At 60.3% G+C, this 19051-nt stretch carries 20 protein-coding genes, 1 tRNA gene and 1 pseudogene; 12 read left to right on the top strand and 10 right to left on the bottom strand.

Annotation, left to right across the window (positions count from 1 at the left end; all coding sequences use genetic code 11):
• The first annotated feature begins 9 nt into the window (after nt 1-9).
• The 10 genes and pseudogenes from HY795_04620 to HY795_04575 all read left to right on the top strand — a co-directional run bounded on the left by HY795_04620 (nt 10) and on the right by HY795_04575 (nt 7630).
• A complete protein-coding gene (locus tag HY795_04620; protein MBI4804499.1) occupies nt 10-483 on the top strand; it encodes a hypothetical protein in 474 nt (157 codons plus the stop codon).
• A 285-nt stretch (nt 484-768) separates the two neighbouring features.
• Nucleotides 769-2604, top strand: coding sequence for a translational GTPase TypA (typA, locus tag HY795_04615; protein ID MBI4804498.1), 1836 nt, complete (start codon nt 769-771; stop codon nt 2602-2604).
• A gap of 60 nt (nt 2605-2664) precedes the next feature.
• Complete coding sequence (locus HY795_04610) at nt 2665-3018, top strand: hypothetical protein (GenBank protein ID MBI4804497.1); 354 nt, start codon at nt 2665-2667, stop codon at nt 3016-3018.
• Nucleotides 3019-3028: 10 nt separating this feature from the next.
• Nucleotides 3029-3316: a hypothetical protein gene (locus HY795_04605; GenBank protein MBI4804496.1), complete on the top strand. Its 288-nt coding sequence runs from the start codon at nt 3029-3031 to the stop codon at nt 3314-3316.
• Nucleotides 3316-4038 carry a hypothetical protein gene (locus HY795_04600; protein ID MBI4804495.1) on the top strand — a complete coding sequence of 241 codons (723 nt, stop codon included), beginning with the start codon at nt 3316-3318 and terminating at the stop codon, nt 4036-4038. Before HY795_04605 ends, HY795_04600 begins: the two co-directional genes overlap by 1 nt.
• A gap of 185 nt (nt 4039-4223) precedes the next feature.
• Nucleotides 4224-4769, top strand: a complete 546-nt coding sequence (locus HY795_04595; protein ID MBI4804494.1) for a hypothetical protein — start codon at nt 4224-4226, stop codon at nt 4767-4769.
• Between the two features lie 203 nt (nt 4770-4972).
• Nucleotides 4973-5239, top strand: a complete 267-nt coding sequence (locus tag HY795_04590) for a sulfurtransferase TusA family protein (protein ID MBI4804493.1) — start codon at nt 4973-4975, stop codon at nt 5237-5239.
• The gene (locus HY795_04585) at nt 5232-5597 is read left to right on the top strand and encodes a DsrE family protein (GenBank protein MBI4804492.1); all 366 of its coding nucleotides are present in this window, start codon (nt 5232-5234) and stop codon (nt 5595-5597) included. Before HY795_04590 ends, HY795_04585 begins: the two co-directional genes overlap by 8 nt.
• An 84-nt stretch (nt 5598-5681) precedes the next feature.
• Nucleotides 5682-6449, top strand: a complete 768-nt coding sequence (locus HY795_04580) for an OsmC family protein (protein ID MBI4804491.1) — start codon at nt 5682-5684, stop codon at nt 6447-6449.
• Nucleotides 6446-7630 (top strand): annotated as a pseudogene (locus HY795_04575) (cobalamin-independent methionine synthase II family protein). Before HY795_04580 ends, HY795_04575 begins: the two are co-directional and overlap by 4 nt.
• Before the next feature lie 97 nt (nt 7631-7727).
• Here the strand turns inward: HY795_04575 and HY795_04570 are convergent.
• Nucleotides 7728-7886, bottom strand: coding sequence for a hypothetical protein (locus tag HY795_04570; GenBank protein ID MBI4804490.1), 159 nt, complete (start codon nt 7884-7886; stop codon nt 7728-7730).
• Nucleotides 7887-8098: 212 nt separating this feature from the next.
• Here HY795_04570 and HY795_04565 point away from each other — a divergent pair, with 212 nt between their 5' ends.
• Nucleotides 8099-8782, top strand: a complete 684-nt coding sequence (locus tag HY795_04565) for a response regulator transcription factor (GenBank protein ID MBI4804489.1) — start codon at nt 8099-8101, stop codon at nt 8780-8782.
• A complete protein-coding gene (locus tag HY795_04560; GenBank protein MBI4804488.1) occupies nt 8754-10148 on the top strand; it encodes a HAMP domain-containing protein in 1395 nt (464 codons plus the stop codon). Before HY795_04565 ends, HY795_04560 begins: the two co-directional genes overlap by 29 nt.
• 51 nt (nt 10149-10199) lie before the next feature.
• On the opposite strand, the gene HY795_04555 is transcribed toward HY795_04560, so the two are convergent.
• From HY795_04555 to HY795_04515, 9 genes are all read right to left on the bottom strand, one after another.
• Entirely contained in the window at nt 10200-11666 is a 1467-nt protein-coding gene (locus HY795_04555) for a M48 family metalloprotease (GenBank protein ID MBI4804487.1), read from the bottom strand.
• Between the two features lie 272 nt (nt 11667-11938).
• Complete coding sequence (gene rho / locus HY795_04550; protein ID MBI4804486.1) at nt 11939-13186, bottom strand: transcription termination factor Rho; 1248 nt, start codon at nt 13184-13186, stop codon at nt 11939-11941.
• Nucleotides 13187-13624: 438 nt separating this feature from the next.
• Nucleotides 13625-14137, bottom strand: coding sequence for a CarD family transcriptional regulator (locus tag HY795_04545; GenBank protein ID MBI4804485.1), 513 nt, complete (start codon nt 14135-14137; stop codon nt 13625-13627).
• A gap of 164 nt (nt 14138-14301) precedes the next feature.
• A complete protein-coding gene (locus HY795_04540) occupies nt 14302-14910 on the bottom strand; it encodes an aminoacyl-tRNA hydrolase (GenBank protein ID MBI4804484.1) in 609 nt (202 codons plus the stop codon).
• A gap of 74 nt (nt 14911-14984) precedes the next feature.
• On the bottom strand, nt 14985-15593 hold the full coding sequence (locus HY795_04535) for a 50S ribosomal protein L25/general stress protein Ctc (protein ID MBI4804483.1): 609 nt from the start codon (nt 15591-15593) through the stop codon (nt 14985-14987).
• Between the two features lie 32 nt (nt 15594-15625).
• The gene (locus tag HY795_04530) at nt 15626-16582 is read right to left on the bottom strand and encodes a ribose-phosphate pyrophosphokinase (GenBank protein ID MBI4804482.1); all 957 of its coding nucleotides are present in this window, start codon (nt 16580-16582) and stop codon (nt 15626-15628) included.
• Nucleotides 16583-16602: 20 nt separating this feature from the next.
• Nucleotides 16603-16677 (bottom strand) — tRNA-Gln (locus tag HY795_04525).
• Between the two features lie 12 nt (nt 16678-16689).
• A complete protein-coding gene (locus HY795_04520) occupies nt 16690-17559 on the bottom strand; it encodes a 4-(cytidine 5'-diphospho)-2-C-methyl-D-erythritol kinase (GenBank protein MBI4804481.1) in 870 nt (289 codons plus the stop codon).
• Nucleotides 17556-18977, bottom strand: coding sequence for a DegQ family serine endoprotease (locus tag HY795_04515; GenBank protein MBI4804480.1), 1422 nt, complete (start codon nt 18975-18977; stop codon nt 17556-17558). The genes HY795_04520 and HY795_04515 overlap by 4 nt, the downstream gene beginning before the upstream one ends.
• Between the last annotated feature and the right edge of the window lie 74 nt (nt 18978-19051).

Below are 19051 nucleotides of genomic sequence, written 5' to 3'. Positions count from 1 at the left end.
AAGGATGCCATGTTTACAATTCGTTTCTTACCTCTTCTTGTGGCATTAGGTCTCCCCAGTTATTGCCTTGCCCAGACATCCGCCCTGGCCGACCGGCAGGCCATCTACAGCGCCATGTCTTCATCCACGCAGACGAGTTCTGTCTCCACCGTGGACAGCCTGAAGTCGCTCGTTCCCCAGTATGGCAACTGGTGCGGCTTCCAGACCACATCGTCGAATGCCGCCCCCATCGACTGCCTGGACGCCGCCTGCATGGAGCACGATCTCTCACCTGGCTATTCCACGTCCAACCCCACCCTGGCCCAGGTGGTCCAGGCTGACCGGCAGTTCATAGGCAATCTTACTTTCTCCCAAGCCTCCACGCCATCGGGAGAACTCTACCGCAACATGGCCATTCAGATATTCGAAGCCAAGACCACATACGAGCAGGCCAACTCCACGACGCTCGTCACCCCCTGCAAGGATTGCCTCTCTCAGCCCTGACGGTTTGTCCGGTCTCTCGGAGTGCAAGGGCGCGTCCATTGCGACGTGTTGCGGCAAAATGCAAAAGTTTTTTTGGAATGAGCGGTTACAGGGCATGGCCCTGATATTGTTCCCCAAAACAGGCTACCATTCTCATATCGCATGCAACCGGTGCCCGGCGCGAGGGTGCCCGCCCGAAAAAACACCGTCTGAAGCGTTGTCGTCACAGTACTTTCGCTTGCCAGCGGAACCTTCGGGCCGTATGGAGGGGCCTCCCAAAAATTCCGGAGATCAATCCTTATGAACATGTCTTCCAACGACAGCATCCGTAATATTGCCATCATCGCCCACGTCGACCACGGCAAGACCACCCTGGTGGACGCAATGTTCCGCCAGAGCGGCACCTTCCGCGAGAACCAGGAAGTGGACGACCGTGTCATGGACTCCATGGACCTGGAGCGCGAGCGCGGCATCACCATCGCCGCCAAGAACTGCGCCGTGTCCTGGAAGGGCGTGAAGATAAACATCATCGACACCCCCGGCCACGCCGACTTCGGCGGCGAGGTTGAACGCTCAATGGTCATGGCCGACGGCGCGATCCTTTTGGTGGACTCCTCCGAGGGCCCGCTGCCCCAGACCCGCTTCGTGCTGAAAAAGGCCCTGGAGCGCGGCCTGTCCATCATGGTGGTGGTCAACAAGATCGACCGCAAGGACGCCCGCCCCCAGGAAGTGCTGGACGAGGTCTACGACCTCTTCATCGACCTGGACGCCAACGAGGACCAGCTGGACTTCCCCGTGCTCTACGCCATCGGGCGCGAGGGCATGGCCAAGACCAGCCTGGAAGGCGAAGGCACGGACCTGACCCCGCTCTTCGACGCCATTTTGGAGCACATTCCCGCCCCGCGTTACGACGCCACCGCCCCCTTCCAGATGCTGGTGGCCGACCTTGGCTATTCCGACTTTTTGGGGCGCCTGGCCATCGGCCGGGTCATGAACGGCGTGGCCCATCAGAACGAGACCCTGGTGTGCATCGGCGAGGGAGGCGACGTGAAGCAGCTGCGCGTCACCCGCTTGCAGACCTACAAGGGGCCGAGCCTCGTGGAAGCCACCGAGGCCACCCCGGGCGACACCATCGTTCTTTCCGGCATCGAGGACGTGAAGATCGGCGACACCATCTGCACCTCCTCCGCCCCCAAGGCCCTGCCGCGCATCACCGTGGACGAGCCCACGGTGTCCATGAAGTTCGCCATCAACACCTCGCCCATGGCCGGGCGCGAGGGCAAGCTCGTGCAGTCGCGCAAGATTCTCGAGCGCCTGGAGCGCGAGTGCCTGTCCAACGTGGCCATCAAGGTGGAACAGAGCGAAGACAAGGACAGCTTCATCGTCAAGGGCCGGGGCGAGTTCCAGATGGCCATCCTGATCGAAACCATGCGCCGCGAAGGGTTTGAGCTGTCCGTCAGCCGCCCCGAGGTCATCTACAAGGAAAAGAACGGCAAGCGCCTGGAGCCCATCGAGAGTGTGTTCGTGGACTGCGAGGAAACCTTCCTGGGCGTGGTCACGGAAAAGCTTTCCATCCGCAAGGGCCGTATGGTGAATCTTGTGAACCACGGCAAGGGCCGGGTGCGCATGGAGTTCTCGGTGCCCTCTCGTGGGTTGATCGGCTATCGCGACGAATTTTTGACCGACACCAAGGGCACGGGCATCATGAACTCGCTTTTGGAGGGGTATGAACCCTACCGGGGCGATTTCCCCACCCGTTTCACCGGCTCCCTGGTGGCCGACCGAACCGGCGTGGGCGTGGCCTACGGCCTGTTCCACCTGGAACCGCGCGGCGAGATGTTCATCACCGCGGGCGACCCGGTGTACGAGGGAATGATCGTTGGCGAGCACAACCGCGACAACGACCTGGACATCAACCCCTGCAAGGAAAAGAAGCTCACCAACATGCGCGCCTCGGGCAAGGACGAGAACTGCGTGCTCACACCCATCCGCCCCATGACCTTGGAGCGGGCCATCCACTTCGTGCGGGACGACGAACTGGTGGAGGTGACGCCCCTGTCCATCCGGCTTCGCAAGGCGGAACTGTCCGCTGGCAAGCGCCATCTTCTCCACGGGCAGAGAAAGAAAGAAAAAGCCAGCTAGTTGACGTTGACCTTCTGAAGGCGCATGGAGTGGGACATCCAATACTTAGGAGGTTCAGCCATGCGCCTTCTTGTTTTGTTTCTCGTTGTAGTGGCATTGGCTCTGGCTGGGGCCGCGCAAGCTCAGACCGTCGCTTTCCAATCCGGCTCAACCCAGACCACATCAACCCAGTCTGCCACCACCCAGTCAGCCACGGTCCAGCAAACATCTGTTCAGCCCACGGTGACAGCCACCCCGGTCATAGACGGGGCCACCTACCAGACGGTCAATCCGGTCACCTACTTCAAGACAGCGACCGGACTTTTGGTGGTGCTCTCGCCAGCGGCGCTCTCTGGAACCGGTTCCCTGAGGGGACAGACCGAAGGGCTTACTCTGGAAATCCCCGACTCCTTAATCAATCAGCTGTTTTTTTAGGAGGCGCGCCATGAAGACTTTCATCGCTCTGCTTGTTCTGGGCATGCTGGCATGCCCGGCCTTCGCCGCTCCCATAGGAACCCAGACCTCCCAATCAGTCACCTTGAGCGCCACGGTTGACGGCTTCTCCTACCGGGTGAACTCCAGCATGATCCTGACTCGCGTAGCCCAGGGCATGTCCGTGTCCATCGGACCGGCCAATCTGTTTTCTGTTTCGCAACCAGCCGGGCCGGAAAACAACGCGGGCTTTTCGGAAACCTTCATCATACCCATGTCGGTGATCGACTCTTTCTATTGATGCTCAAGCACGCTTTACTCTCTTTGGCTGTTTTGTTGGCGGCATGCCCCTGCTTCGGAGCGGACCTCACGGCCAGGGCCGACCAGCTCCTGGGCATTCCCTACCGCCCGGACGGCGTGCGCGACGAGACCGGTCGCTGGACCCTGTTCGAGCATCCGGAGCAGAGCTTCGCCACCCCAGGGCTCAACTGCTCCGGGCTGGACTACGCGCTGATGCGCCTCATCGCCCCGGTCACGTCCACCATCCGCCAGGCCGCCCGGGACAGGCAGGGCGACTCGGGCCCAGGCGCTGCCATGGGCCAGGACTGGGATTTCGGGTTCGATTTGATACTGAACCTCTCCGAGGGAATGCCCCGGCGTTGGCTTTTGCCCGAATCCACGTCCGTGTCCGGCCAGGAGAGCGGTAAAACCATGCTTGGATTCTTGACGTCCGACCAGGCCGCCTGGAAAAAGGCCTTCTCCCAGATCGGTCCCAACCAGGCCTGTCTGGTGAGCTTCAGCCAGACAGGGCGCCGCAAGGGCTACACCCTGCAGCACTACCATGTGGGAGTCATCCTCGCGGATGCGTCGGGAGGGCGCTGGCTGTATCAGGCCACGCCCAAATCCGGGACGCACAAGCTCAACCTGGCGGACCCCTCGGGAATGAACCGGTTTCTCATGTTTTTTTCCGGGGCGGACAAGCGAGCCCTGCTTCTAAACGTCACCTTGCCATCCGGGCTTTGACCGCGCCACTCGCCGGCCAGCGGAGTAATCCATAGACAACCCTTTGGGATCGCTCCGCCCAAGGCGGGAGCTTGCATTCCCGTTTGTCCGGAAAACCCGTCCTGCCTGGGCTAGCCCGAAGTTGCCCCCCGGGCTCAAACAGGCTACACCCCTGGCCCACCTCATTTCCCCTCAAGGAGCAGCGCATGGGCAAGGAAAACATGACCCTGGAGAAGATCCAGACTCAGCCCGAATTCGACATGGAATACTACATGGAGATCAGCGGGCTCATGCGCATCGAGCAGGAGCTGGCCGAATGCCTGGAGAAGTACTGGTTCAAGTGGCAGGACGAGCTCAAAGCCTACAAGATGGAGCCCACCAAGAAGGACGCGGACGACGGCTTCCTGCTGGTCTACCTGGACACGGACACCGAAGCCGAAGTGCAGCGTGCCTTTGAGGAGAACAGCCACCACGGCTTCGCCTACCATCATCTGGCCATCACCCTGGTGATGTGCGCGGCCCAGAGCGTGATGCCCGAACTCATCGGCGGGTGCATGCCCACCCCAACTCCCACCCGGGAAGCCAGGAAAAAGTTTAAGAAGCTGGGGCTCGAATGGGACGAGAAGGGCACCATAAACCGCACCTACATCGTTCTCACCCCCTATCCCTACAAGGGCGGCTGCGAAGTCTGCCATTCCTGCGACACCTGTCCCTCCAGCCAGGCGCGCGAGATAGGGCGGGTGGAAGAATAACGCTTCTCAATGAGTCGACCTGTACGGCCCTGGAACTCCAAGTTCCGGGGCCTTTTCTTTTGGTCTCAGTCGGTGATGGATGACTATCGTATAGGCTGCGGCTATGGTTCCGATATCTGTTGACGATAACAAACGATTTGTCCTTTGCCGTACTTTGTTTTTCATTTCCCAGAAGCGGACACTCGAAACCGAGCCAGGGGCCTATGACCGAATCCTACCCTGAACATTGGGTTTTCGACGATGAATTCGACAGCGGGGATGAGTCCTGCGGCCGGGTCATCATCAACCTGCATTCCTATGTGAAGCCTTTGGCCCCGGGGACAAGGCTCATGCTCATTTCCAAGGATCCCGCCGCTCCCGTGGAGTTTCCCGCATGGTGCCGCATGACCCGCAACACGCTTCTTGATCGCGCGCACCCGTTCTACCTGATTGAACTAAAACCCGAACAGAAGGAGAGGGAACATGGCTGAGAAGTTCTGCGTCACCATCACCCATTGCCGCACGGACGGCGACAAGGCCACGCTGGGCTTCGTTGTGGCCAATGCCGCACTGGGAAGCGATAAGGACACCATGGTATTTCTCTCCACCGACGGCGTGTACTGCGCCGTGAAGGGCGAGGCGGAGAAGATCGATGAAGGCGCGCCGTTCGCACCCCTCAAGGAACTCATCGGAAAGTTCGTGAACGCTGGAGGAAAGGTGTTCGTGTGCACCCCATGCCTCAAGAAGCGCGGGCTTTCCGAGGCGGACCTCATCGATGGGGCCACGCCCGCTGGCGGAGCCGTGCTGGTGGAGTGGCTGTGCTCGGGTTCGCCCTGCGTTGCCTACTAGTCCGGTATGTTTGGCTCATGTGTCTCTCGCCGGACTCGGCGGGCCAATGACTCGACTGTCCCCATGTGAAGAAGGCCATGCCTCATGTCCACATCTGCGAGTAATGAATTAGCCCTCCTCGCTCCAAGCCGCATCTTTGACGGAGGCGATCTGGACTGCGGCTCCGGGCTGGCCCTTCTCATCAGGGAACACATGCTGAAAGTGCCTCCCGGAGAGGTGCTGGAAATGATAAGCCGCGAACCCACCGTGGCCGACGATCTTCCTCCCTGGTGCAGGCTTTCCGGGCACGATTTCCTGGGGAGCCTTCCCGGGGACACGGGCGTTCGCTACTTCCTGCGCCGTGGCGACAATGCCTCGCCAGAGGCTTCGGAAGAGTCCGAGCGCCGCGCCCTGGAAGAGGACAAGGCCCGGGCCAGGCAATACGAATGGCGGCTTCGGGTCCGGGCCGGGGAAAACCAGACCAGCACTGTCTACTGCCGAAATTTCTCCTGGAAGCTGGGGCAACCGGCCAGTTTCGAGGAGCGCGACCGAAACCCCTGCGCGGTGGAAGGGTTGTTGGGCGCTCTGGGAGCCGCATTGGCCACGGGCTATGCCACCGAGTGTTCGCGGGACTCCCTGGAGATGGATGACATCGAGATCACCGTGAAAGGACGCCTGAACAACATCCTGGCTCATCTGGGCATGGAAGAGGGCGATCCCTCCTTCAGCGCCATTGAGGTCCGCTGCTTCGCCTCCACGCTGGACGATGAGAAAAAAGCCAGAACCGCCTGGGAGCGAACGGTCGCCCGTTCTCCACTCGCCGCCACCTTGGCCAAAGCCGTGGAATTAAAAACCTCCTTCGCCATAGCATGACCGCATTCACCACCACCCAGGTCGGCAGCTGGCCCCGTTCCAAGGAGATGCTGCGCGCGTTGCGGGACCGGCGCACCGGGCGGATGGGCCGCGCCGAGTTCGGCCGCATCGCTGACGAAGAGGTCCGCCGCACGGTGCGCATTCAGGAAGAGGCCGGGTTGGACGTTGTGGTGGACGGAGAGCATCGCCGCGACAACTTTTATTCCTTCATCACGGACAAGGTGGATGGCACCAGGCTCATGTCCCTGGCCGAGATGCTCGATGAAATGGAGGACAAGTCCGGGTTTGAGGAAATGCTCACCACCTTGGATGTCCCCGCTTCGGCCATCCGCAACCCAACCTGCACGGGCAGGCTCGAGCGCAGAGAGCCCCTGGCCCTGGAGGACTTTCATTTCGTCAAGTCCATCACGGACAAGCCCGTGAAGATCACTCTGCCCGGGCCGTACCTGCTCACCCGGTCCATGTGGGTGAGCGCCTATACCAAGAAGGCCTACGCCAGCCAGCGTGAGATGGGTGACGCCGTGGTCCGGCTGTTACGCGAAGAGTTGAGCGACCTGGCCTTGGCGGGCTGCGAATTCGTGCAGTTCGATGAGCCTGTGCTCACCGAGGTGGTTTTAAGCGGGGAGTGCGGCCGACGAACCTTCATGTGAGCGACGCTCGCCACCCGCCGGGATGTGGGTGAAGAACTGGCCTACGCGGCGGAACTGATCAACAAGGTGATCGATGGTATTGACGGCCCCCGCATCGGCCTGCACGTCTGCCGGGGTAACTGGAGCACCAAGGAAGAGGTTCTTCTTACCGGAGACTATCGGCCCCTGCTGCCCGCCTTGGCTCACATGCGGGTGCGGCAGTTCGTTTTGGAGTATGCCACACCCAGGGCAGGTGAGATCGAAGTGGTGGGGCGGGCTTTGTCCGGACTGGTTCCGGGAACGGACACCCCGCGCGAGCTGGGCCTGGGAGTGGTCAATCCGCGCACCACGGAAGTGGAAACCCCGCAAGAGATCGTGTCTCGGGCTGAGTCCGCACTGCGGTTCTACAAACCGTCCCAGGTATTTTTGAACACGGATTGCGGCTTCGGCTGTTTCGCCAACAGATGCGTGAACGTGGAGAATGTTGCTGCGGCCAAGATAACAAGCATTGCCCAAGCGGCACGTATACTCCGTGATCGTTACGGCGCCTGAAAGAGAGCGGAAAAGGCTGCAACGCGTCTTTGTTTGGTTCTCGAAAAATGAAAGAGGGCCCCATGGGGCCCTCGAGAATGCTGTAAGAAGCGATAGCTTAGGACTGGGTGGTCGCGGGCTTCTTGGACTTCTTCTTCTTTTTGGCCATCTGCTCGGTGTAGGAGCCCTTGTCGGAGGTGTCCTTGGTGGGGAAGGCGAAGGCAACGGAGCTCATCAGGAAGCAGGAAACAATGGCGAGAATAACAGCCTTTTTCATCTCAATTCTCCTTGGGTTGTCGACCATGTTGGAATCGTCTTTAAAACACTGCCAAACAGCCGTTCACAGTGACGTTCGCGGCCATTTCGCGCTGCACCTCTGCTACGTGTCTCTGCATTACAGGTTCCTTTCCTTCAGGTTACAGAATTGAAAGGGTTTCGGCCCGTTACCGCGTTGACAGCATCCACCCTCGGGACTATCTCCTGCAAAGCATGCGAATACTCCTGGTCGAGGACGACCCGAAAATTTCGGCATTCATTGCCCAGGGCCTCAAGCAAAACGGCTTCGCTGTGGACCAGTGCGACGACGGCCAGGACGGGCTGCACATGGCCTTGAACGAGTCCTATTCAGCGGCGGTGGTCGATGTGATGCTGCCCGGCCTTGATGGGCTTAAGCTCATTGAGGAGATGCGCAAGAACTCCGTCAACACCCCGGTGATCATTCTCTCGGCCAAGCACTCCGTGGACGACCGGGTCAAAGGCCTGCAAACCGGCGGGGACGACTACCTGGCCAAGCCGTTTTCGTTTGCCGAGCTTTTGGCCAGGCTTCAGGCCCTTATCCGCAGGTCCACCAGTTCCGCCGAAACAACACACATTTCCGTCGGCGGGCTCTCCATGAATCTGCTCACCCGCGAGGTTTACCGGGACGAGACGCCCATAAACCTCCAGCCCAGGGAATTCGCCCTGCTGGAATTCTTCATGCGAAACCCGGGCAAGGTGCTTTCCAAAACCATGATCATGGAGCATGTCTGGAATTACCATTTCGACCCCCAGACCAACGTGGTGGACGTGCTGGTTTGCCGCCTGCGCAACAAGATAGACCGGGATTTCGAACCCAAGATTCTCTCCACCCTGAGGGGGGTCGGCTATGTCCTCAAGCCTCCTCGGCAGGATTAGACGCAGTACCACCTTTCGTCTCACCGCCAGTTACGCCTTTCTCTACATCGTCAGTTCACTTTTTCTTTTCACCATCGCCTATGTGCTGCTGGCCAATGTGGTGCGTACCCAGGACCAGAAGCTTCTAACGGAAAAACTAAACGAGTATAGCTATATAGAGCGGACAAAGGGCCTCGGTGCGCTCATAGAGTTCATCCGGCGCGATACCGAGGAGTACCAGGAGCCCGACTATTTCGTGCGCATACTGGATTCTTCCAAGCGGGAGCTTCTTACCATCGCCCCTTCCGGGTGGGATGCCGTGCCCAAGGAACAATTGGATGCGCGGGCCTGGGAAGGCACCAGCTGGCATTTGTGGGAGCAGCCCGGGGCCGGGGGCGGAGTCTACGATTTTTCGTCCCGAAAGCTGGGCAGCGGGGTCATTATCGTGGGGGGCGACGCCAAGCAGCGCGAGGAGCTTCTCGCCGAATTCAAGCGGATCTTTGCGGGAATAACCTTCACGGTGATATTTATTGGCGTGGTGGTGGGAGCTGTCCTGGCCAACCGCTCCCTGGCTCCCATCCGGGACCTCATAGGCACTGTGACCTCCATCGGCCGGGGCAGCATGGAGGCCAGAGTGCCGACCCGGGGCTCCGGAGACGAGCTGGACGAGTTGGCCAGCCTCTTCAACTCCATGCTGGAGCGCATCTCCACGCTCATCCAGGGCATGCGCGACGCCTTGGACAACGTGGCCCACGATCTGCGCACGCCCCTGACCAGGGCCAAGGCCGTGGTGGAGACGGCGTTGCAGTCGAATCTGTCGGAGCGGGGCCTGCGCGAAGCGCTCATGGACATCGCCGAGGAGAACGAGCGTATCCGCACCACCCTGACCACGCTCATGGACATCTCCGAGGCCGAGACGGGCACCATGCACCTGGCCATCGAACGGGTGGACATGGCCGGCCTCATCGAGGAGAGCGTGGAAATCTACGAATATCTGGCCCAGGAAAAGGGGATCATACTGGTTTCGGACTCGTTCCCGGGCCTTTACGCCATGGCAGATGCCGGAAGGGTGCGCCAGGTGCTGGCCAATCTTCTGGACAACGCGCTCAAATACTCCAAGCCGGGCGGGCAGGTGTATGTGCAGGGATGGCTGGAGGAAGGGAAGGTGCGCGTCATGGTGCGCGACGAGGGCGAAGGAATACCGGAGGAGGACATCCCGCGTATTTTCGAACGCCTCTATCGCGGCGACAAGAGCCGCTCCCACAGGGGGTTAGGGCTTGGCTTGTCTTTGGTGCGGGCCGTGCTCAAGGCCCACGGCGGAAATATAACGGTGAAAAGCAGGGTGGGGCGGGGGAGCGACTTCGTGTTCAGTCTTCCGGCAGCGTGAGACGGCCCCGGCGGTACATGCCCCGATGTCTATGACAGAGTCCGAACGTCCCTATTGAAACATCGGCCCCTTGGGCCAGTGCTCGCTTCTTTCCTTATAAACCTTTTCCAGCTTGGCGTACTCTTTTCGCTCTTCCTCGGTCTTGGAATAGTTCTTGGCCTTTTCCATCTGGTGTTTGCTCTGGCGTGGATCGTTGGCGTACACCGCCGCATAGGCCAGATTGAGATAGGCATGGAACATGTCGCCCGCTTCACCGTAGATGCGCCCCAACTGCTGGCGCACTTCAGAAGATTCGGGAGCGAAGCTGGAAACCCTTCGCATAAGATTCAAGGATTCGTTGAAGCGGCGTTCCTGCGCCAGGATCAGGGCGTATTCGGCGTTGGCCACCATGTCTTTGGGGTTGGCTTCCACGGCCGCCTTCAGCACTGTGCCGGCCCGGTCGAAATCACGCACCTTCAAAAAGAAGCGCCCAGCCTCGCGCAGCCACAGCGCGTCCCTGCCGTTTTCCTTCAGGGCGTCCTCGAAAGCCTGCCTGGCCTTGGCGTTGTCGTTGGTGCGCCCCAGGGCCATGGCCAGCCCCAGACGGTCCAGAGGCGTCATGGCCGTACCCTTTTTGCCATAGTAGGCGATGACCGCGGCCGGGTCGCCGTAGCGGGCCCGGATGATGGTCTGGACCCTGAGGAAGCGGTCGTCCCGGTCCGGGCGGGAGGCAATGTCCTTGGGCATGCGGCTGACACGCTCTGTCAGGTAGCCGATGCGTTCGTTGATGTCCGGGTGGGTGGACAGGTAGGCCGGAATGGAACCGTAGCCCTTGAAAATCTTCATGCGCTGCATGACGTCGAAGGCCTGAGGCAGGCCTCTCGGCGGGTATCCGGCCGCAGTAAGGTAGTTCATGCCCACCTCATCCGCCTCGCGTTCGTCGTCGCGGGAATAGTTGAGCATGGTCTGAGTCGCCGCGGCCTGTGAACCGACCATCACGGCGGCCGCAGCGTCCCGCTGTCCAGTTGCCGCGCCCAGGGCGAATCCCGCCAAAGCCCCCAAGATGGCTGCAATGTTCAGCATGCTGCCCTGCTCGACGCGCTTGGCTATGTGGCGCTGGGTCACGTGGGCCAGTTCGTGCCCCAGCACCCCGGCCACTTCGGATTCGTGGTTCATGTTGAGGATGAGCCCGGTGAACACGAACACGTATCCGGCCGGGGCGGCAAAGGCGTTTATGGCATTGTCCTTGACCACCGCCACCGAGAACCTGAACGGCTGGGGGGGCATCTGCTTGCCAAGGCGTTCCACGATGTCGCGCACGTACTCCACCACTTCCGAGTCCTCGATCATGGGGAGCTTGGAGCGGATCAGCACATTGAACTTGTCGCCCAGTTCCTTTTCTTCCTTGATGCCGAAGTTGAACATGCTGGCCCTGGCCGGTGTCACGGCCAGCGGAGCGGGAAGAACCATCACCAGGGCCATCACCAGGGCCAGGGCGCGCGGGAACAGGCTTTCCAGACGATGTGAGCGTCGCTGCATGAGTGTGTTTATAAATCCTTTGGGTGCGTTGGCAACCGGAGAATCAGGGCGGCTCCAGAGGGTTAGCCGTCATGCAGGCCAAAAAGGTTACAACCGTCCCTGGCAATGTGTTGCGCGATCATTCGCTGGAGTCATCGAGTCAGGATTTGCGCTTCGAGAACCGATAGCCTTGAGTGATTCTTATGGCCGACCACGGTTGGCTTCAGTACGCTTGGAAAATAAAAAGAGGCGCCGGATCGGCGCCTCTTTGGTTGCTCGAAAAAAGGGACCGCCTAGCGGTTCATCATGTCCAAAAATTCCTTGTTGCTCTTGGTGCCGCGCATCTTGTCCAGGAGGAACTCCATGGAGTCGATGGGGCTCATGGGAGCCAGGAACTTGCGCAGTATCCAGACGCGGTTCAACTGTTCCTCGGGCAGGAGCAGCTCTTCCTTGCGGGTTCCGGAACGGTTGATGTCGATGGCGGGGTAGATGCGTTTTTCGGAGAGGTGGCGGTCCAGGTAGAGTTCCATGTTGCCGGTGCCCTTGAACTCTTCGAAGATCACCTCGTCCATGCGCGAGCCGGTGTCGATGAGAGCGGTGGCCATTATGGTCAGAGAACCGCCTTCCTCGATGTTGCGGGCGGCGCCGAAGAAGCGTTTGGGCCGTTGCAGGGCGTTGGCGTCCAGGCCGCCTGAGAGCACGCGTCCCGATGACGGGGTCACGGCGTTGTAGGCCCGGCCCAGGCGGGTGATGGAGTCCAGAAGAACCACCACGTCGCGTTTGCGCTCCACCAGGCGTTTGGCCTTTTCCATGACCATCTCGGCCACCTGCACGTGGCGCTGCGGCGGTTCGTCAAAGGTGGAGCTGACCACCTCGGCCTTGACCGTGCGCTCCATGTCCGTGACTTCCTCGGGTCGCTCGTCGATGAGCAGCACGATCAGGTAGACGTCGGGGTTGTTGGCGTTGATGGAGTTGGCGATGGTCTGGAGCAGCATGGTTTTGCCGGTGCGGGGCGGGGCCACGATGAGGCCGCGTTGCCCGTGACCGATGGGGGCCAGCAGATCGATAACGCGCGAAGAATAGTTCTTGTCCCCGTTCTCCATGACTAGGCGGCGGTCCGGGTAGAGCGGGGTGAGGTTGTCGAAAAGAACGATGTTTTTTGATGCCTCGGGAGGCTGGAATCCGATCTCGGAGACGCGAAGCAGGGCGAAATAGCGCTCTCCCTCTTTGGGGGGCCTGATTTGACCCGAGATCACGTCGCCTTTGCGCAGGCCGAAGCGCCTGATCTGGGAGGGGGAAACATAGATGTCGTCGGGGCCAGGCATGTAGCTGTACATGGGGGAGCGCAGAAAGCCGAAGCCGTCGGGCAGGATTTCCAGCACACCCTCGCCGAAGATGGAGCCGTTTTGAGAGGCGCAGTTCTGCAGGATGCCGAAAATGAGCTCCTGCTTGCGCATGCCGCTTGGGTTCTCAACGTTGAATTGGACGGCCAATTCCATGAGTTCGGGCATGCTTTTGAGCTTTAAGTCGGAGAGATTCATCGAGGACTCCGTGAGGATGTTGACAAAGGCTGGAGGTTGTCCGCCTAGGCAGCCGGCCCGGCGGGGGAAGATGGTGCGTCAGTAATGTCGACGCAGCGGCGTATTGGTACAGTCTCGGACATAGCAACTCGCTTTAATGCGAGAGGATTCACCTTGTTGAGGGGGTTGCTCGTGCCTGCGACAACCGAAACGAGCGTAATTGCGTGCCGCCTAATGGGGGTCAACCCTGGACCGTCGCAGATTCAACGCAACAATCTTGGCTTGCATGGCATGCCGCAAAGTCGTTTCGAAGGCATTCTATCTTCAACGCTTTGCAGGAAGCTTGTTGCGACGTGCGGTGTGATTGTATTAACGGCTTGCCCAAGGGCTCCATATATCATTTTGAAGAGGTGTCAAGAGCGGCTTGGGCGAGACTGCTAAAATGGTTGCGAGGACCCGTTATTCAGGCGTCTTGGGTTTTATGACGTCCTCGAACAGCGTGTTAATATCGCCTTTGACTTCATCCTGCGGAACGTCCAGGGCGTGGGCGACTTCCAGGGTCAAAAGCCCGGTTGCCTGTTCCAGCAGGCGGCGTTCACCAAAGGAAAGTTCTTTTCCCCCGCCGATGAGAAGCAGTTCCTTGAGCACATAGGCCACGTCAGCCAGATTGCCGCTTTTGAGCTTTTCGGAATATTCGCGGTAGCGGCGGTTCCAGTTCTGTCCGGTGTAGCCGGTAAAGGTGGAACGGTCCTTGAGCGATTCCATGATCGCCTGGGCTTCACTGGCCGGGCAAACATGGCGCAGACCAACGTTGGGAGCGTTCTTGACTGGAACCATGAGCGTCACATTGTTGGTCAGGATGCGAACGATATAGAAATCCACCGCCTGTCCGCCTACGGTCTGGGATTCGATGCGCTCGACCTTGCCCACACCCTGGGCTGGATAAACGACCAACTCGTCCAAAGAAAACACTTGGGCGATACTCCTTAATGTGACAGCGGCCAGGGGGAACGCGGTGGATATGCCCTGTCCGGCGGGAACGGTCTTGAACCGTCGGCCCGGCGGGTGATGGGCCGCGCGCTGGCGGGGACGCAAAACAGCACGGTTTAATCATTACCTCAAGTGGCATAAAGAGTCTAGCCCGACTCCTCCGGGGAAGGCTCCGCGCTGAACTGTCCAGCCTCGCGCATGGCGTCCGATAATCCTTGATTCAGGTAGAGCCGAAGCGCGGCCACGGCGGCTGGAAGGACTTTTTCAGCTATCACGCGTTCACCAGGCAGGAACGCATTGAGAACCCAGGAAGAAACATCAATTCTTCCTTGAGGGCGGCCAATTCCAAGCCTCAGCCGCACGAAATCCTGGGAGCCTGTTTCTGCCACGATGGACTTGAGCCCGTTGTGGCCGGCCAATCCTCCTCCCTTTTTCATGCGCATGCGCCCGAGCGGAAGGTCCAACTCGTCATGGACCACCACAAGGTCTTCAACGGAAAGCTTGTAGTAGTTCAGTGCATGGGCAATGGCCCGTCCCGACAGGTTCATGAAGGTCATGGGCTTTATGACCAGCACTTCCCCGTCGATGCCCGGCAGGCGCAGGTTGTACAAGTCCGCGTCCTTGCCCATGGAGAGCTGGCGCATGGACCCGGCATCAAGAAGCGCGTCGACCGCCATGAACCCGAAGTTGTGGCGGGTCTTCTCGTACTTGGGGCCGGGATTGCCCAGGCCGGCTATGAGGGTATGCGGGGGCATGGCGCGCCTTAAAAGTCATGGCCGGGGCCGCCTCCTGGCGGCCCCGGCCATGGGGCGAATCGTTTTGGGCGGAGTTATTTCGCCGCGGCAGCGGCCTCGCCTTCTTCCTCGGCCTCGTCAGCCGGGTTGATGACGCCAACCAGTGCGAAGTTCTGTTCGAACACGGCCTTGACCCCTTCGGGCATGACCAGGTCCTTGGCGCTGATGTGCTGGTTGAGGCCGAGCTCGGTCACGTCGATGACGATCCTGTCGGGGATGGCGGCGGGCAGGCAGACGACCTCAATGGACTCGCGGTAGATTTCAAGCTTGCCGCCCACGGTGACGCCCTTGGCCTTTCCGGTGACCACCAGGGCCACATGAACGTGAATGGGCTTCTTGGGGTCGATGCCGTAGAAATCCACATGGCTAACCTGGTTTTTCCAGGGATGGGCCTGGACTTCCCAGATAAGGCTGGGATGGGTCTCGGTCTTGCCGTCCTTCTCTATGATGAGATCGAACACACGCGACGAGCCGACTTTCTGGTACACCTTGCGGAAAGGCAGATCAGCAACGACCACGGGGATATTGAGGCCCTTGTCGTCGTAGTAAATACCGGGGACCATCTTTTCTACGCGCAGGCGGCGGTTGTGGCCTTTGCCTTTTTCGGCACGAGTCTGCACGGTGAGGCTCATTTGTTCCTTCATGGGATATCTCCTTGTTCCGCCGGACGGCGATGCTAGCTTGTCTTGTTGAAAAGGACGCTCACCGAGGACTCGGTGTGTATGTTGTGGATGGCCTTGGCCAGAAGACCAGCCACGGAGAGGACCTTGATCTTGCCGCAGGCCAGAGCCTCGGGAGTCAAGGGAATGGTATTCGTGACCACCACCTGGGAGAAGGGCGAACCGCACAAGCGCTCGATGGCCGGGCCGGAAAGCACCGGGTGGGTGACGCAGGCCATCACGTCCTTGGCGCCGTTCTCCAAAAGAACATGGGCGCCCTGGACCATGGTTCCGGCGGTGTCGATCATGTCGTCCACCAGGATGCAGGTCTTGCCTTCCACGTTGCCGATGACGTGCATGGCCTTGGCCTGGTTGGGGGCGTCGCGCCGCTTGTCCACGATGGCCAAGCCGCAGCCCAGCCGCTTGGCGAAGCTCCTGGCGCGTTCCACGCCGCCGGCGTCCGGAGAAACCACGGTAAGGTCACCGGAAACGTACTCGCCCACATACTCGGCCAGAAGTCCTGATGAAAAGAGATTGTCCACCGGGACGTTGAAAAACCCCTGAATCTGGCCGGCGTGAAGGTCCACGGTCAAGAGCCGGTGCATGCCCGCCACCTGGAGAAAGTCGGCCACGAGCTTGGCGCTGATCGGGGCGCGGGGGACCACCTTCCTGTCCTGGCGGGAGTACCCGTAGTAAGGGACCACCGCAGTGACCCGGGAGGCGCTGGCGCGTTTCAAGGCGTCCAGGATGAGGCAGAGCTCCATGAGATTGAAATTGACCGGCTTGCACGTGGGCTGAACCACGAACACATCCGAACCCCGGACGTTGGCGCCGATCTCGACCCTGATCTCGCCGTCCGAGAACTGGCTGACCATGGAGGGCAGGAGAGTGCATCCCAGATGGTCGCAGATGGCCCTGGCCAACTCGGGGTTGGCGTTGCCGGTGATGATCTTCAAATCCCCGTGGGTTGCCATATGTGTCCCTATGAAAAAAATGGCTGGGGAGGAAGGACTTGAACCCTCGAATGCGGGGACCAAAACCCCGTGCCTTACCGCTTGGCGACTCCCCAACAGCGATGCCGTTACAAAAGGGCGGAAAAGACCGCAACCTCCGGCTCGTCAAGTGCCGAAGCGGCCGCATCCGCCCTGGCGGCGTCCCGGAAAATTCCGAACACCGCCGATCCCGAACCGCTCATGCAGGCCGAGGCGGCGCCCAGGCCGAGCAGGCGCTCCTTAAGGAGGCGCACTGCGGGATAAGCCTGGAAAACCACCCTTTCAAAGCAGTTTGCTATGAGCGTCCCGGAAACGCAAAAAGGTCGCATACTCGCAGGTGAAAGCCTTGTCAAGGGTTGGCTCGTGCTTAGAGCTGAGCCATGTTCCCGGGCCTGGTCCCAAGCCTTGTAGGCCCACGCGGTGTTCACCCTTACGGAAGGCACGCAGATCAGCATGGCGAGCCCTGAAAGAGAGCTGGCGGCCGCTTGCAGGACGTCTCCGATTCCGGTGGCCCAAGCCGGACTGTTCGAGAGAAAGAAAGGCACGTCGGCGCCGAGTCCCGCCGCCAGGGAACCAAGCTCGCCCGGGGAAAGCGCCAGTTCCTGAGCCTGGGCGTTCAACCAGCCGAGCAGGGCGGCAGCGTCCGCGCTTCCTCCGCCCAAACCCGCTCCAGAGGGGATCCCTTTTTCCAGGCGTGCCGTGAGCCCTGGCCTGAAGCCCGTCCTGGCCGCATAAGCCTCGTAGGCCTTGGCAACCAGGTTGGAGGGGCCTTGCAACGCCGTGTCCGAGCAGGTCAAAAACAATCCGTCAGATTCTTGCGAAAGCTCAAGCTCCAACGTGTCGTGCGGCTCGGGCACCGGGTAGAAGAGCGTCTCCAACTCGTGGTAGCCGTTCTCCCTGACCCCGGTGATGTCCAGGTACAGGTTGACCTTGCAGCCTATCCTCAGGGACTCGCTCATTTCTTCTCTGGCAAAGGCACCGTGCGGAACAGGTTCTGCTGCCCGCGCTTTATGAGAAGGAGGACCACGCCCTTCTTTCGGGCGTCCTGCTCCAGAATCTTGTTGAATTCAGCCACGCTGCTCACCGCTGTCTGGTTGACCTCCAGGATGACGTCACCTGGCTTGAGCTCGACTTCCTCGGCCGGCGACCCGGGGACAACCTCTGTCACCATCAGTCCTTTGCCGCCGCTGATTCCCAAAGCCTTGGCTTCTTCGGGTTTGAGAAGGCGCAGGCTGAGCCCAAGGTCGTTGCGAGCGGGAGTCTCTTCCTTGCCGCCGGGCTGCGATTTGGCCAGTTTTGTTCCGTCGCGCTGGCCCAGGGTGACGGCGAGCTTCACGCTCTTGCCCTTGCGCCATACGGTGAGTTCGGCCTTCTCTCCGGGCTTGATGGAGGCAATGGCCCGCAAGAGGCCGTTGGAATCCTTGACCGGCTTGCCGCCAACCTCGGTGACCACATCACCCACCAGCACTCCCGCCTTGGCCGCGGGATCGCCCTCCATGACAGTGGTGATGAGCGCTCCACTGGGCTCGGCCAGCCCCAGGGCCTTGGCCGTGTTCTCATCCACGTCCTGTATGGAAACGCCCAGCCAGCCGCGTTTCACTTCCTTCTGTTCGCGCAGGTCCGCAATGACAGTCCTGGCCATGCTGGAGGGGATGGCGAACCCGATGCCCTGACCCGAGGCGATGATGGCCGTGTTTATGCCCACGACCTTACCGTCCAGATTCAGAAGCGGGCCGCCGGAGTTGCCGGGATTGATGGAGGCGTCGGTCTGGATGAAGTTGTCAAAGGGGCCCGCCCCGATCACACGTCCCTTGGCGCTTACGATACCGGCGGTGACGGTGTTCTGGAGTCCGAAGGGATTGCCGATGGCCATCACCCAGGAGCCGACCTTCACGGCATCCGAATCGCCGAACTCAAGGAAAGGCAGGTCGCCGCCATTGTCGATCTTGACCACAGCCAGGTCCAGCTCCGGATCGCGCCCCACTACTTTCGCGCTTACGGGCTTTTCCTGGCCGCGCAGTTGTACTTTGATCTCGTCGGCCTCTTCAACAACATGGTTGTTGGTGACTATGTAGCCGTCCTTGGAAATGATGAAGCCAGACCCCATGGAACGCTGGCGGCGAGAAGGAGAATCATCCTTGAACTGACGCTCGAACTGCTCGAAGAATTCCTCGAACGGGCCGCTGCGGGGATGGTTCTTGAAGAACTCGCGCATCTGGTCCTGGCTTTTTACCGTGCGGGTGGTGCTCAAGTTGACCACCGCCGGACCGGCCTGGTCCACCAGCTCGGAAAAGTCGGGAAGGTTCACGCGGGCCTGGGCCGGGATGGCCAGGGAAAGGCAAAGGGCGATGCAGACGGCTGCGGTCAACCGGGACATGAAAAACTCCTGCGGCTCTTAAAGAGCCCGGGTGGCGTTGGAGAAAGCCACTATAATCCTCTGGTGGGGAATGT

It is taken from the genome of Desulfovibrio sp., assembly GCA_016208105.1.
Classification (GTDB): domain Bacteria; phylum Desulfobacterota; class Desulfovibrionia; order Desulfovibrionales; family Desulfovibrionaceae; genus Fundidesulfovibrio.
This window is presented reverse-complemented; position numbering and strand designations above follow the sequence as displayed.

Excerpts from the sequence above, each read along its gene's own strand:
- HY795_04620 (MBI4804499.1), top strand. The coding sequence starts at position 10 with ATGTTTACAATTCGTTTCTTACCTCTTCTTGTGGCATTAGGTCTCCCC.
- typA (MBI4804498.1), top strand. The coding sequence starts at position 769 with ATGTCTTCCAACGACAGCATCCGTAATATTGCCATCATCGCCCACGTC.
- HY795_04610 (MBI4804497.1), top strand. The coding sequence starts at position 2,665 with ATGCGCCTTCTTGTTTTGTTTCTCGTTGTAGTGGCATTGGCTCTGGCT.
- HY795_04605 (MBI4804496.1), top strand. The coding sequence starts at position 3,029 with ATGAAGACTTTCATCGCTCTGCTTGTTCTGGGCATGCTGGCATGCCCG.
- HY795_04600 (MBI4804495.1), top strand. The coding sequence starts at position 3,316 with ATGCTCAAGCACGCTTTACTCTCTTTGGCTGTTTTGTTGGCGGCATGC.
- HY795_04595 (MBI4804494.1), top strand. The coding sequence starts at position 4,224 with ATGGGCAAGGAAAACATGACCCTGGAGAAGATCCAGACTCAGCCCGAA.
- HY795_04590 (MBI4804493.1), top strand. The coding sequence starts at position 4,973 with ATGACCGAATCCTACCCTGAACATTGGGTTTTCGACGATGAATTCGAC.
- HY795_04585 (MBI4804492.1), top strand. The coding sequence starts at position 5,232 with ATGGCTGAGAAGTTCTGCGTCACCATCACCCATTGCCGCACGGACGGC.
- HY795_04580 (MBI4804491.1), top strand. The coding sequence starts at position 5,682 with ATGTCCACATCTGCGAGTAATGAATTAGCCCTCCTCGCTCCAAGCCGC.
- HY795_04570 (MBI4804490.1), bottom strand. The coding sequence starts at position 7,886 with ATGAAAAAGGCTGTTATTCTCGCCATTGTTTCCTGCTTCCTGATGAGC.
- HY795_04565 (MBI4804489.1), top strand. The coding sequence starts at position 8,099 with ATGCGAATACTCCTGGTCGAGGACGACCCGAAAATTTCGGCATTCATT.
- HY795_04560 (MBI4804488.1), top strand. The coding sequence starts at position 8,754 with ATGTCCTCAAGCCTCCTCGGCAGGATTAGACGCAGTACCACCTTTCGT.
- HY795_04555 (MBI4804487.1), bottom strand. The coding sequence starts at position 11,666 with ATGCAGCGACGCTCACATCGTCTGGAAAGCCTGTTCCCGCGCGCCCTG.
- rho (MBI4804486.1), bottom strand. The coding sequence starts at position 13,186 with ATGAATCTCTCCGACTTAAAGCTCAAAAGCATGCCCGAACTCATGGAA.
- HY795_04540 (MBI4804484.1), bottom strand. The coding sequence starts at position 14,910 with ATGCCCCCGCATACCCTCATAGCCGGCCTGGGCAATCCCGGCCCCAAG.
- HY795_04535 (MBI4804483.1), bottom strand. The coding sequence starts at position 15,593 with ATGAAGGAACAAATGAGCCTCACCGTGCAGACTCGTGCCGAAAAAGGC.
- HY795_04530 (MBI4804482.1), bottom strand. The coding sequence starts at position 16,582 with ATGGCAACCCACGGGGATTTGAAGATCATCACCGGCAACGCCAACCCC.
- HY795_04520 (MBI4804481.1), bottom strand. The coding sequence starts at position 17,559 with ATGAGCGAGTCCCTGAGGATAGGCTGCAAGGTCAACCTGTACCTGGAC.
- HY795_04515 (MBI4804480.1), bottom strand. The coding sequence starts at position 18,977 with ATGTCCCGGTTGACCGCAGCCGTCTGCATCGCCCTTTGCCTTTCCCTG.